At 66.8% G+C, this 13046-nt stretch carries 11 protein-coding genes; 4 read left to right on the top strand and 7 right to left on the bottom strand.

Annotated features, from left to right (window positions below; genetic code table 11):
- The first annotated feature begins 12 nt into the window (after positions 1 to 12).
- A complete protein-coding gene (locus tag ACPCUW_RS29070) occupies positions 13 to 1815 on the top strand; it encodes an adenosylcobalamin-dependent ribonucleoside-diphosphate reductase (RefSeq protein ID WP_423428367.1) in 1803 nt (600 codons plus the stop codon).
- A 21-nt stretch (positions 1816 to 1836) separates the two neighbouring features.
- Here the strand turns inward: ACPCUW_RS29070 and ACPCUW_RS29075 are convergent, their stop codons facing one another.
- From ACPCUW_RS29075 to ACPCUW_RS29100, 6 genes are all read right to left on the bottom strand, one after another.
- A complete protein-coding gene (locus tag ACPCUW_RS29075; RefSeq protein ID WP_104364443.1) occupies positions 1837 to 2736 on the bottom strand; it encodes a universal stress protein in 900 nt (299 codons plus the stop codon).
- Between the two features lie 40 nt (positions 2737 to 2776).
- Entirely contained in the window at positions 2777 to 3199 is a 423-nt protein-coding gene (locus ACPCUW_RS29080; protein ID WP_063018014.1) for an Hsp20/alpha crystallin family protein, read from the bottom strand.
- Positions 3200 to 3316: 117 nt separating this feature from the next.
- Positions 3317 to 4192 (bottom strand): slipin family protein, encoded by an 876-nt coding sequence (locus ACPCUW_RS29085; protein WP_423428369.1) that lies wholly within the window; start codon positions 4190 to 4192, stop codon positions 3317 to 3319.
- A gap of 9 nt (positions 4193 to 4201) precedes the next feature.
- Entirely contained in the window at positions 4202 to 4441 is a 240-nt protein-coding gene (locus tag ACPCUW_RS29090; protein WP_064911138.1) for an amphi-Trp domain-containing protein, read from the bottom strand.
- Positions 4442 to 4544: 103 nt separating this feature from the next.
- Positions 4545 to 5060, bottom strand: a complete 516-nt coding sequence (locus tag ACPCUW_RS29095) for a GNAT family N-acetyltransferase (RefSeq protein WP_423428370.1) — start codon at positions 5058 to 5060, stop codon at positions 4545 to 4547.
- 114 nt (positions 5061 to 5174) lie between these two features.
- Complete coding sequence (locus ACPCUW_RS29100; protein ID WP_423428372.1) at positions 5175 to 7139, bottom strand: potassium transporter Kup; 1965 nt, start codon at positions 7137 to 7139, stop codon at positions 5175 to 5177.
- A 376-nt stretch (positions 7140 to 7515) separates the two neighbouring features.
- Between ACPCUW_RS29100 and ACPCUW_RS29105 the strand changes: the two genes are divergently transcribed.
- Complete coding sequence (locus ACPCUW_RS29105; protein ID WP_423428373.1) at positions 7516 to 8547, top strand: hypothetical protein; 1032 nt, start codon at positions 7516 to 7518, stop codon at positions 8545 to 8547.
- A 366-nt stretch (positions 8548 to 8913) separates the two neighbouring features.
- On the opposite strand, the gene ACPCUW_RS29110 is transcribed toward ACPCUW_RS29105, so the two are convergent.
- Positions 8914 to 9693, bottom strand: coding sequence for a DeoR/GlpR family DNA-binding transcription regulator (locus ACPCUW_RS29110; RefSeq protein WP_423428375.1), 780 nt, complete (start codon positions 9691 to 9693; stop codon positions 8914 to 8916).
- 155 nt (positions 9694 to 9848) lie between these two features.
- On the opposite strand from ACPCUW_RS29110, the gene pgi reads away from it, so the two are divergent.
- The gene (gene pgi, locus ACPCUW_RS29115) at positions 9849 to 11525 is read left to right on the top strand and encodes a glucose-6-phosphate isomerase (protein WP_423428376.1); all 1677 of its coding nucleotides are present in this window, start codon (positions 9849 to 9851) and stop codon (positions 11523 to 11525) included.
- Positions 11526 to 11528: 3 nt separating this feature from the next.
- On the top strand, positions 11529 to 12974 hold the full coding sequence (gene gndA, locus ACPCUW_RS29120; protein ID WP_181065265.1) for an NADP-dependent phosphogluconate dehydrogenase: 1446 nt from the start codon (positions 11529 to 11531) through the stop codon (positions 12972 to 12974).
- Positions 12975 to 13046: the final 72 nt, after the last annotated feature.

Consider the following 13046-nt stretch of genomic DNA (forward strand, 5'->3'; position numbering starts at 1 on the left):
CAGCAGTGCGCCATGCCTGAAGATACCGGCGTCGTCGACGATCTCGGATTGTCACCGGCGGCCCTGGCGACGGTCGCCGAACGGTACCTGCGGCGCGATGCCGAGGGCAGGATCTGCGAGTCGCCGGGCCGGATGATGGATCGGGTCGCCCGGTTCGTCGCCGGTGCGGAGGACGCCTACCGGGCCGGCAGCAGCGAATACTGGGCGCGGCGGTTCGCGGCGTTGTTGCGCAGCCGCGAGTTTCTTCCGAATTCGCCGACCTTGATGAATGCCGGCACCGGTGACGGTGTGCTCTCCGGCTGCTTCGTTCTGCCACTGGAGGATTCGCTCGACTCCATCTTCACCACGCTGCGCACCGCCGCACTCCTGCATCGCGAGGGCGCCGGAACGGGATTCGCGTTCTCGCATCTGCGCCCGCGCGGCTCGCGCATATCGACCGGAGGGTCGGCGAGCGGTCCGGTCTCGTTCATCCAGCTGTTCGATGCGGCGGCCCGGGTGATCCGTCTGGGCGGGCGGCGCCGGGCCGCCAATATGGCGGTGCTGCACGTCCGGCACCCGGATATCCGGGAGTTCGTGCACGCGAAGACCGACACGACCGTGCTCTCGACCTTCAACCTGTCGGTGGCGGTGACCGACGAGTTCATGCGCGCGGCCGCCGAGGACCGCGGTCACCGCCTGATCGACCCCCACACCGGCGCGACCGTGCAGGAGGTGTCCGCGCGGGGTTTGCTGACCGACATCGCCGAACAGGCCTGGCGCACCGGAGAGCCGGGTGTCCTGTTCCTGGATGCCGTCGCCCGGGCCGATCCGCTCCCCGACCTGGGGCCGCTGGAGGCCACCAACCCGTGCGGCGAGGTTCCGCTCCTACCGTACGAATCCTGCAATCTCGGATCGATCTGCCTGCCCCGGCTCCTCGACGGCGACCACATCGACGAGCAACGCCTCGCACGCGTCGTGCGCGAGGGTGTGCGCTTTCTCGACGATGTCATCGACGTCGCGGAGTATCCCGTGCCCGAACTCGGGGCCGCCGCACGCGCCACCCGGAAAATCGGCCTCGGCATCATGGGGCTGGCGGAAACCCTTGCCGCACTGGGCCTTCCGTACGACAGCGCGGAAGCGGTGGGTTTCACCGATCGCTTGATGTCGCGGATCGCGCGGTGGGCGCGGACCGCGTCCCGGGAACTCGCCGCCGAGCGTGGGGCGTTCCCGCTGTTCGCACGGAGCATCCCGGCCCGGCAGAACGCGCCGCCGGTGCGCAACGCTCAGGTCACGTCCATCGCGCCGACCGGAACCATATCCCTCATCGCCGGGGTGAGCGCGGGGATCGAGCCGCTGTTCGCCCTGGCATACACACGCCATCTCATCGGCCGGCAATTCGATTGTGTGGAATCGCTTTTCGAGCAGGCCGCCATCGAACGCGGAGTGTGGTCGGAGGCGGTGGCGGCCGAGGTCGCCGCGACGGGTATCGCGGGCGCGAACCTTCCCGCCGATCTCCGTCGCCTGTTCCGTACGGCGCAGCAGATCGCGCCGATCTGGCATGTGCGGATGCAGACCGCGGTGCAGCGCCACACCGACGCGGCGGTCGCCAAGACCGTCAACATGGCGCCCGACTCGTCCGTCGCCGATGTCGAAGCAGTCTTCACGCGCGCATGGCGGGCGGGAAACAAGGGTGTCACGGTGTATCGCTCGGGCAGCAGACCGGATCAGGTGCTGCGGTATCCGGACGCGAGCACCGACACGACGAGCAACGACGCGGCCGTCGTCGTGCGCGGTGCGTACGGCGGAGGCACCGCGGTTCCGGAGCGCAGCGCGTGATGCCCGGAGGAGTTCGCCCCTCTAGGCCCTCGGGCGCGCGACGATGACCGGGCATTCGGCCGACTGCACCACCGCCCGGCTGGTGGAGCCGAGCAGCATTCCGGCGAATCCGCCGCGACCGTGACTGCCGACGACCACCAGCTGTGCGTGCTCGGCCTCGGCGAGCAGGGCGCGGGCGGGCTTCTCGGGAACGGCGATGCTGTGCACCGCGACCTCGGGATGGCGATCCCGATGTGCGGCAAGGCTTTCCGTCAACAGAGCGAATTCCTTCTCGCGTGCTTGTTCCCACGCACCGGTGGACAGTTCGCCACCGGTCGAGTCGTTCCAGCACCGCAGCGCGGTGACCCCGACACCGCGCAGCTCGGCCTCTTCGAACGCGATCGCCACCGCCGGCACGCTGTTGTCACTGCCGTCCGTACCGACCAGAACGGGCCGGCGGGCGGAGATCGGGTCGAGGCTCGCCGACGTCCGCACCACAGCCACCGGACAGTGGGCGTAGTGAACCATCGCCGAACTCACCGAACCGAGGAAAGCCCGGTGAAAGGCACCGCGCCCCCGGCTGCCCACCACGAGGGTCCGCGCGGTCCGCGATCGCATGATCAGGCAGGGGATGATCGGATCGAAGGTCACCTCCCGGCCGATCGTCAGCGCGTCGGGTGCGACCGCCGCTCGGGCGATGCGCACCGCCTCGTCGGCGACGCGCTCACCGTCGTCCTGCATCTGCTCGACGGCCTCCGCCGTCACATACGGCACCGGCCCGTACGCCCCTTGAAACGCCACGGAGGCGAGCACGTGCAGCGGACATCCGTGCAGTGCCGCGTCGGCTGCGGCCCACGCGACGGCCTGCTGCGACACGGCGGACCCATCGGTCGCCACTACGATCGGAGCAGGTGATCGCGCCCCGCGCGTTTCCTCGGTCATGAGTCGATGTCCCTTCCGGGAGTCGGTGGCCGGTGCCCGGTCAGTCGCCGGACTTCACGTCGACCTTCGTCACCTTCTCCTTCGGCTCGCCCATCGGAACGGTGACCGTGAGGATGCCCTTGGCATATGTCGCGTCGATGCCCTCGTCCTGTGCTCCCTCGGGAAGCGAGACGGTGCGTTCGAAGGAGCCGTAGCTGAACTCCGAGCGTCCCTTCTCCTCGTGGGATTCGCTGCGCTCGGCCTTGATGGTGAGCAACCCGCCATGCACGGACACTTCGACGTCCTTCGCCGGGTCGATGCCGGGAATCTCGGTACGCACCACATAGTGGCCGTCGTCGACGGACTCCTCCACCCGCAGGAGATGACTGCCGAACATCGGCGCCAAGCCGGGAGTAAACGCATTCCACCAATCGGTGAAGTCGGGTAGCAGCGATCCGGGGCGGTGGGCGGGAAGCAGGTTCATGATCACTCCTCGGCTATGTGGTGGGTACCTGTTCCTATCCCTCGATCTCAGCGTGGCAGGCCGCGCACTCCTAGGGCAGCGAGTCTTCACCCCCGAGTGACGGAAGTCCTCGCCGCGTTATCGGTCCTGGTCGGCGCCCGTGGTGCCGGCGCGTGTGCGCTCGCTCGTCGCGCCGTTGAGCTGGCCGTGGTGGGTGAGTGGGTGAAGTGCTTCGGCCGCACCGGCCTCGCGGGCGAAGAAGCTGCTGATGTCGCCGATCGCACTCATCAGCGGTGCCGGGAACACGACGGTGGTGTTCTTGTCGACGCCCAGTTCGATCAGGGTTTGCAAGTTGCGCAGCTGCAGTGCCAGCGGGTGCGCGACCATGGTGTCGGAAGCCTCGCCCAGTGAGGCGGCGGCCAGCGATTCGCCCTCGGCGGCAATGATTTTCGCGCGCTTTTCGCGCTCGGCTTCGGCCTGACGGGCCATCGCCCGCTGCATGCCGTCGGGAAGTTGGATGTCTTTCAGTTCGACCAGGGTGACCTCGACGCCCCACTCCACCGTCGTCGCGTCGAGGATCTGGCGGATGTCGGCATTGATCACGTCGGTCTCGGCGAGCGCTTGGTCGAGGGTGTGCTGACCCACCACCTTGCGCAGGGTGGTCTGTGCGATCTGATCGATCGCCGCGGCGACGTTCTCGATGACGATCACCGATTTCGCGGCGTCGATCACCCGGAAGTAGGCGACAGCCGAGATGTCGACACTGACGTTGTCGCGGGTGATGATGCCCTGCGACTGGATCGGCAGTGTCACGATGCGCATGGAGACCAGGCGCAGCCGGTCGACCACCGGAATGATGAACCGCAGACCCGGTTCGCGCACGGCGATGAGCCGGCCGAGCCGGAACAGCACGCCACGCTGATACTGGTTCACCACCCGGATCGACAGCGCCGCGACGATCGCGACGAGTACGACGACGGCGACGATGATCACGGTGATCGTGGCAGTACTCATGGGCCGGCCTCACTTCCTGCGTGTCGGCGCCCAGTGGAAGGCGAAATCGAGGGTGAGATCGCCGTCGACGGCGCTGTCGATCTCCAGCTCGCGATGCACCTGTCGCGGGACCGGGACGGTGATTTCCGAGTTGCCGAGCCCGTAGGTCAGATCGGTTCCGGCGTCGAGCCGATCGGCGATGTGGCGCAATTCGGCGGCCAGCTCGCCGCGGGTCAGCGTGCAGTGATTCTCGTACAGCGTGTGTGCCATGGTGATCAGTGCACGCCCGCGGTCGGTTCATCGCCAGGGGAGCACTACCCCGAATGGTCATGGCCTTGGTCACTCGGCCGCACGGGCGATGCGGTGTCGCACCTCAGAGTTGAAGAACGACGTGCACGATTTCGTTGTCGTAGTCTGCCGACATCGGGATGTCGATGTCCTTCAGCAGCTGCATCATGGTGGAATTCGTCGCCATGACATCCGCGACGAATCTGTCGATACCGCGGCGGCGGCCGTCGTCGGCGAGGCGCGTGAGCAGGGCGGTGCCGATGCCCGATTGCTGATCTTCATGGGCCACGACCATGGCCGCCTCGGCGCAGTGTGTGCCGGGGGAGACGATGTAGTTGGCGACACCGATGAGCCGAGGTCCGAGAAACGCGCCCACCGCGCCGTGACCCGGATCGTTGCTCGCTGTCGCCGCGGCCAGATGGTCCAGATGTTTCGGCCGCGGCCCGAAGAATCGGTAGTAGCTGTCGTGTTCGTCGAGCGCCGCGTGGAGGTCGCGAACAGCGCTCGCATCGCCGGGGCCGAGCCGGCGAAAGGTGACATCGTCGAGATCCAGGGTCGTCTCCGCGGTCGGGGCGAATTCCGGATCGTGGGAGTCCGACATATCTGCCAGCATCGGCCACGGCCCGGACTCCCGACAGGGCCGGAGGTCCCGCGTCCGCCGACCGCGGCAGCTGCCCGACAGCTGCAGCCGGACGGCGGCATTCTGCTGCGTGGCTTACACCTCGATTTGTGAGCCCATGATGATGGTGCGGTCGCGTGGCAGGCCGAAGTAGTCGGCGGCGTCGGCGGTGATGTAGGAGGTGGCGATGAACAGGCGCTTGCGCCACGAGGCCATGGTGGCGGCGGCGCCGCGGCGGAGTTCGATGGTGGACAGGAAATAGGAGGCGCGGTCGAGGTCGAGCGGGCCCTCGGTGTCTCGTCGGTCGACGAGTGCGAGCGCGTGGGGAACGTCGGGGGTTTCCATGTAGCCGTAGCGGGCGGTGACGTGGGTGATGCCGTCGTCGGGAGGTCCCAGCGGGTCGGTGGCGATGCGTTCGTTGTCGGGGATGCGGGGGACGGGTTCGGTGTGGATGGACAGGATCACGATGTGGTGGTGGCGCACGTGGTTGTGTTCGACGTTGGCGCGCAAGGCCAGTGGAGCTGTTTCCTTGCCGCGGTTGAGGAAGATCGCGGTGCCGGGGACTCGCGTCGTGGCGGGTGTGCCTTCGGCGAGTTCGTCGACGAATTTCCGCAGCGATCCCTCTCGCCGGATTCGTTCGGCGGTCACGATCTGGCGGCCACGTTGCCAGGTCGTCATGACCGTGAATGCGGTCAGGCCGATCAGCAGCGGCAGCCAGGCGCCGTGCGCGAACTTGGTGAGATTGGCGGCGACGAACAGCAGATCGACGGTCAGCAGCGGGAGTGCCCCCGCGGCGAGGATCCAGCGGGGGATATGCCAACGGCTTCGTGCGACGTAGAAGAACAGCAGGGTGGTGATGGTGATGGTTCCGGTCACGGCCATGCCGAAGGCGAAGGCCAGCGCGGTCGAACTGCGGAAGGCGAAGACCAGGGTGAGTACCGAGACCATCAGCAACCAGTTGATCCACGGGACGTAGATCTGGCCGATCGTGGATTCGGAGGTGTGGGCGATGCGCAGCCGCGGCAGGTAGCCCAGTTGCGCGGCCTGGGAGGCAACGGAATACGCGCCGGTGATCACCGCTTGTGAGGCGATGACCGTGGCGGCGGTGGCCAGCAGCACCAGTGGCAGTCGTGCCCAGCCCGGTGCCAACAGGAAGAAGGGGCTGCTGATGTTGCGGGCGTCGTCGAGGATGAGTGCGCCCTGCCCCAGGTAGCTGAGTGTGCAGGCGGGAAAGACGAGGATCAGCCAAGCGCGGGTGATGGAGCGGCGGCCGAAATGTCCCATGTCCGCGTAGAGCGCCTCGGCGCCGGTCACCGCGAGCACGATCGCGGCGAGCGCGAAGAACGCGGTACCGAAGTGTCCGGCCAGAAAGCCCAGCGCGTACGTGGGCGACAGCGCCTGCAGGATGCGGGGATTGTGCGCGATGCCGCCGATGCCGCAGGTGCCGATGGTGAGGAACCACAGCACCATGATGGGGCCGAACATCCGTCCGACCGTGGCGGTGCCGCGGCGTTGCACCACGAACAGCGCCACGATGATCACGACCGTCACCGGGATGACAAGGTCTTTCAAGGCCGGCTCGACGACCTTGATGCCCTCGACCGACGACAGTACCGAGATCGCCGGCGTGATCATGCTGTCACCGAAAAACAATGAGGCGCCGAAGATTCCGAGCGCGGCCAGGCCGATCGCCGTCTTCCGCCCGCGCGGTGAACTCCACCGGCGAAGCAGCGTGATCAGGGCCATGATGCCACCCTCGCCGTCGTTGTCGGCGCGCATGGCGAGCAGGACGTAGGTGACGGTGACGATGATCATCACCGACCAGAACACCAACGACACCACGCCGAACACGTTGTCGCTGTTCACCGGTACGGGATGGGGGTCGCCCGGGTCGAATACGGTTTGCAGGGTGTAGATCGGGCTCGTCCCGATATCGCCGAACACCACCCCCAGCGCGCCGATCACGACACTCCAGCGCACGGTATCGCGGTGGCTCGGCGGCTGCCCCGGTTCCACCTCGAACGCGGGGCCGCCTCCGATGGTGCCCTTCGCCCCTGTCATGGTGCTCCTCCACGTCGTGGTGTCACGCCAGTCGGACGATACAGCGCACGGCCTTCGAGGCGGGTGAAGGGCGTGGCAGCGGTCTGCCACCGAGTGGGCTCGACCTATCGGGCGTGGATCTGTGCCGACAGCTGCGGGATCGTTCACCGGTTCCCGTCATCGCGGTCTCCCTCGACCACAGCGGCTTGTCATGGCCTTCTACGACCAAGGCACGGTTACTCAGAACCCGCTCGGCAACCGCAGGTACGCAGCGCATTTCCGCGTGTGGGAATCGCGGGGACGGCGACTGGATCTACTCTCGTCGCGTCGATCGAGCCGCCGCTGCGTCCACGAATTCCGCGCCCGGACCCAGCGGCCGGAATACGAGGAGTTCGCGGTGACCCGAGGCGATGTTCATCTGTGTGGAAGTGTTCCGCTGCCGAATGCGGAGGCCGTATTCGATACGGCCGCGCGCCGGCTCGGACCGTGGCTCAGCCGCATACCCGACGGTGAGACCGGCGAGCGGGACAACTTCACGGTCTGGCAGTTGCCGCGCATGGGCGCGCATCCGGATCTGGAGACGGTGCCGCCGCCGAGCCCGGAATACGGGCCCAGTGAGCGGGTGTGGCCCAAACCGGGCGTGGATCCCGCATCGATCGATTTCGGCGAGCTGGGTTACGCGCAGGCAGCGCTCGAGTCGTGGAGCGTGTTCCGCAAGCTGCGCGAACGCGGCGACATCGATGCCGGGGTGCGGTTCCAGGTCTGCCTGCCCACCCCGATCTCGGTGGTGGGCGCCTTCGTCGGCGATCCGCAGGACATTCTCGAACAGCGCTACGAGGCGGCTCTGCTCGCCGAACTCGGCCGCATCGCCGCGGAGATCCCGCACACCGATCTTGCGGTGCAGTGGGATTGCCCGGTCGAGTTCGCCATCTTCGAGGGGGTGTTCCCGTCCTGGTTCGGCGCCGACGACGACACTCGGCTGAGTGAGATCGTCGCCCGGCTCGTGCGTCTCGGCGCGGCCGTGCCCGGAAACATCGAACTCGGATATCACTTGTGCTACGGCGATTTCGGGCATCGTCACTTCGCCGAGCCCGCCGACACCGGTCGCATGGTGGCGGTGCTGTCCGGTGTGCTGGCGGCGCTGCCGCGCCGGGTCGACTGGGTGCATATGCCGGTTCCGCGCTCGCGCGCCGACCGCGAGTACTTCGCACCGCTGGCCGGGCTGGACCTGCCGCCGCAGACCCGGCTGTACCTCGGACTGGTGCACGCCACCGACGGCCGCGACGGGGCCCTGCGCCGTATCGCCGGCGCCCGGGAAATCGTCGACGGCTTCGGTATCGCCACCGAATGCGGATTCGGCCGCCGGCCCGCAGAGCACATTCCGGATCTGCTGGATCTGCATGCCGAACTGGCGGCCATGCTGTCGTGAACCGAGCGATGTTCGCGCCGATCTCTGATGGGGAACCAGCACCGACGGGGCTGTTCTGGTCGCGGCGTCGAGTTCTGTGGGCTCATTCCGAGCTTCCCTGCTCGATGACGGCTGCTGAAACTCTTTGCGCCCAAAGGAAAAGTCATTCACTGCCCGAAGAAGTTGTGGCGCACATGGCTGGGATGCTTGCCTTTCGTGCCCAGAGAAGTGGTCGACTTCTGTCGAAAGAAGCAGCCTGGAGGGCCGAAGAATGGCGCCACCTACGCAGCGAATGGTGCGGATGCCCGTTCAGCCGATGGCCTTCCACGTCAATGACCCGAAAGGTGTTGCTGCGCTGTACAGCACGGACGAAAAGCGCCACGCCGCTCAATGAAGCGAAGGGGAGGCAACCGCTTCGGCACGGATGACCAGCTCGCCGAATCGGCGGGAGAGGGCGGGGTCCAGATCGGAATCGGTGATGGCGCCCCCGATTTCGTCGAATCCGGCGACTTTGGCCAGCGCGCGCCTGCCGAATTTCGAACTGTCGGCTACGACGAGAGCTTGTGCGGCGGCGGCGATCATGGCGCGCTTGAGCGGTACTTCGAGGGTGTTCATATTGGTGATGCCGGCTTCGAGATCGACCGCGTCGGCGCCGAGGAAAGCCCAGTCGGCGGTGTAGTCGGACAGGAACGCTATCGCGCGCTCGCCGACGAGGGTGAAGACCGAACCCAGCAGCTCGCCGCCGGTGACGAGCAGGCGCACGCCCGGCGTTTCGGCCATGTATTTGGCGATGCGCAGATCGTTTGTGATCACCGTCAAATCGGTGTGATTGCGCAGAGCTCGGGCGATTTCGTAGGTCGTGGATCCGCTGTCGAGGATGACGGTCTGGCCGTCGCGCACGCGTGCCGCGGCCGCGACGCCGATCGCGGCCTTCTGATCCAGGTGTTCGCCTTCTTTCATGGCGTAGGGCAGCTTCGCGGTGGCACCGGGGGCCGGGCGGGCGCCGCCGTGGGTGCGTTGTGCCTGACCGGCTCGTTCGAGCGCGTCGAGGTCGCGGCGGATAGTCGACGCGTCGACGCCGAGCTCGTCGGCGAGTGTCTTGGCCTCGACATAGCCGTCGGTGACCAGCCGATGCATGATTTCGCGCCGTCGGGTGCTCGCGAGCAACGGTGCCTCCCGGAACTTCTGGTCGGTGCATCGGCGATGCGTCGTGCGGTTTCTGCATCGTAGTCGAGCACGGTGTTGACTTGTTCGCGCATGCGGGTGCATGATTCCGAGCGCAGAATGCGCGATTTCGTGCACGACGAATTCCGAGGTATCCGATGAACCGCACACCGAAGCGCTCGGCTGACGAGGGGGTGCCGGTGAGCCCGTCGGCCTTGCCGGTGTGGCGTGAATTGGAAAGCCACCGTGCGGAACTGGCGGCGACGTCGCTGAGGGAGCTGTTCGATCGCGATCCTCGGCGGGGAACCGAGTTGTCGGTCGAATACGACGGTGTGGTGCTCGATTATTCGAAGAACCTGGTCACCGATCGCACCGTGGGCCTGTTGATGCGTTTGGCCCGCGAGCGTGGCCTGGCCGCGGGGATCGAGGCGATGTTCGCCGGCGCCCGGATCAATACGACCGAGGATCGCGCGGTGCTCCACACCGTGTTGCGGGCTCCCGCAAGCGAATCCGTTGTGCTCGACGGTGTCGATGTCGTCGGTTCGGTGCACGAGGTACTGGATCGGATGAGTGATCTGGCCGATGCGGTTCGGTCGGGACGGTGGCGTGGCGCCACCGGCCGTCGCGTTCGGACGGTGGTGAACATCGGTATCGGCGGCTCGGATCTGGGCCCGGCGATGGCCTGGCACGCGGTGCGCGAATTCGCGCAGGACGGGATCGAGGCGCGATTCGTGTCGAATGTCGACGGTCACGATATCGACCGGGTCCTGGGAGACCTGGACCCGGAGACGACGTTGTTCGTCGTCGCGTCGAAGACGTTCACCACGGTCGAGACGTTGACCAACGCCCGTACCGCCCGCGGGTGGCTGGCGGATCGGCTCGGCCATGAGGCGGTGGGCCGGCATTTCGTCGCGGTGTCGACCAACGCCGAACAGGTGGCAGCCTTCGGGATCGACCCGGCGAACATGTTCGAGTTCTGGGACTGGGTCGGTGGGCGGTATTCGCTGCCGTCGGCGATCGGGCTGTCACTGATGATCACCATCGGCCCCGAACGGTTCCGCGACTTCCTCGCCGGAGCCCACAGCATGGATCGGCATTTCCGCACGGCTGCGTTCGAGGAGAACCTGCCGGTGCTGCTGGGACTGCTGGGTGTCTGGTATCGAAACTTCTGCGGCGCACAGGCTTTCGCGGTGCTGCCGTACGATCAGCGGCTCGCGTTGCTGCCGGCCTATCTGCAGCAGCTCGATATGGAGAGCAACGGCAAATCCGTCGACCGGCACGGACGTCCGGTCGGTGTCGACACCGCGCCGATTCTGTGGGGCGCGCCGGGCACGAACGGGCAGCACGCGTTCTTCCAGATGCTGCATCAGGGAACGACGCCGGTGCCGAGTGACTTCATCGGTGTGCTCGAACCCGCGCACCCCTATCGCGCGCACCACGACCTGCTGATGGCGAACCTGTTCGCCCAGACCCGGGCTCTGGCTTTCGGCGACCTCGACAGCGCGGGCGAGCGGCCCCCGCATCGGTGGTTCCCGGGCGGCCGGTCGAGCAACACCATCCTGCTGCCGCGTCTGAGTCCTTACACTCTGGGGCAGTTGATCGCGTTGTACGAGCACAAAGTGTTCGTGCAGGGCTGGATCTGGGGAGTGAACTCCTTCGACCAGTGGGGTGTCGAACTCGGCAAGAAGCTCGCGACCGGTATCCACGACGATCTGCAATCCGATCGAGCGCCGGCCTGGGACAGTTCCACGAACGCCCTGATGATGCGCTACCGACGTGTCCGTGCGGCGGGTGGGGCCGACCGTGCCACCGCTACTACTGATGAAATGATTTGAAATATGACTTCCTCTTCTGCGCTCGCTCAGATCGGTGTGACCGGCCTTGCGGTCATGGGCAGCAACATCGCCCGTAACTTCGCCCGCAACGGCTACACCGTGGCCCTGCACAATCGCAGCGTCGCCAAGACCGATGCCCTGCTCGACGCGCACGGAGACGAGGGCGAGTTCGTCCGCACCGAGACCATCGAGGAATTCGTCGGCGCGTTGGAGAAGCCGCGGCGAGTGCTGATCATGGTCAAGGCGGGCGAGGCCACCGATGCGGTGATCGAGGAACTGGCCGCCGTCATGGAGCCCGGCGACATCATCATCGACGGCGGCAACGCCCTCTACACCGACACCATCCGCCGCGAGGCGGCCATGAAGGCGCGTGGACTGAACTTCGTGGGCGCGGGCATCTCCGGCGGTGAGGAGGGCGCGCTCAACGGGCCGGCCATCATGCCGGGCGGGCCGAAGGAGTCCTACGAGTCGCTGGGCCCGCTGCTGGAGTCGATTTCGGCGAAGGTCGACGGCGTCCCCTGCTGCACCCACATCGGCCCCGACGGCTCCGGTCACTTCGTGAAGATGGTGCACAACGGCATCGAGTACGCCGATATGCAACTCATCGGCGAGGCCTACCACCTGCTGCGCGACGCCCTCGGCTTCGACGCCGGGCAGATCGCCGAGGTGTTCACCGAATGGAACTCCGGCGACCTGGAGTCCTACCTGGTGGAGATCACCGCGCAGGTGCTCGAGCAGACCGACGCAAAGACCGGCAAACCACTCGTCGATGTGATCGTCGACGCCGCCGAGCAGAAGGGCACCGGGCGCTGGACGGTCAAGTCCGCGCTCGATCTCGGCGTGCCCGTCACCGGCATCGCCGAGGCCGTCTTCGCCCGCGCACTGTCCGGCTCGCGCGCGCAACGCCGGGCGGCGCACGACCTGGCCTCCGGAACGCTCGCCGAAAAGCCCACCGACGCAGCACAATTCACGGAGGATATCCGCAGGGCGCTGTATGCCTCCAAGATCGTCGCCTACGCTCAGGGCTTCGACCAGATCGCGGCGGGCAGCACCGAATACGACTGGAACCTGCGCCCCGGTGACCTGGCCACCATCTGGCGCGGGGGCTGCATCATCCGGGCCCGCTTCCTCAACCGCATCAAAGACGCCTACGAGGAGAATCCGGACCTGCCCAGCCTGATCCTGGCCCCCTACTTCCGTGAGGCCATCGAGCAGGCCGTCGACAGCTGGCGCCGCGTGGTCTCCACCGCGACCCTGCTGGGAATCCCGGTGCCGGCCTTCGCTTCCTCGCTGTCCTACTACGACGCCCTGCGCGCGCGACGTCTGCCCGCCGCCCTCACCCAGGCCCAGCGTGACTTCTTCGGCGCACACACCTACGAACGCATCGACGCGCCGGGCAAATACCACACGCTGTGGAGCGCGGACCGCAGCGAAACACGCACCGAATGATGCGACAGGCATGATTCGACAGGCGTAGCACTCGCTCGAATGAACTGAGAGACAGAGACTTTGGACATCAAA

Origin of the sequence: Nocardia sp. AB354, from assembly GCF_049538315.1 — a bacterium.
Lineage (GTDB): Bacteria > Actinomycetota > Actinomycetes > Mycobacteriales > Mycobacteriaceae > Nocardia > Nocardia nova.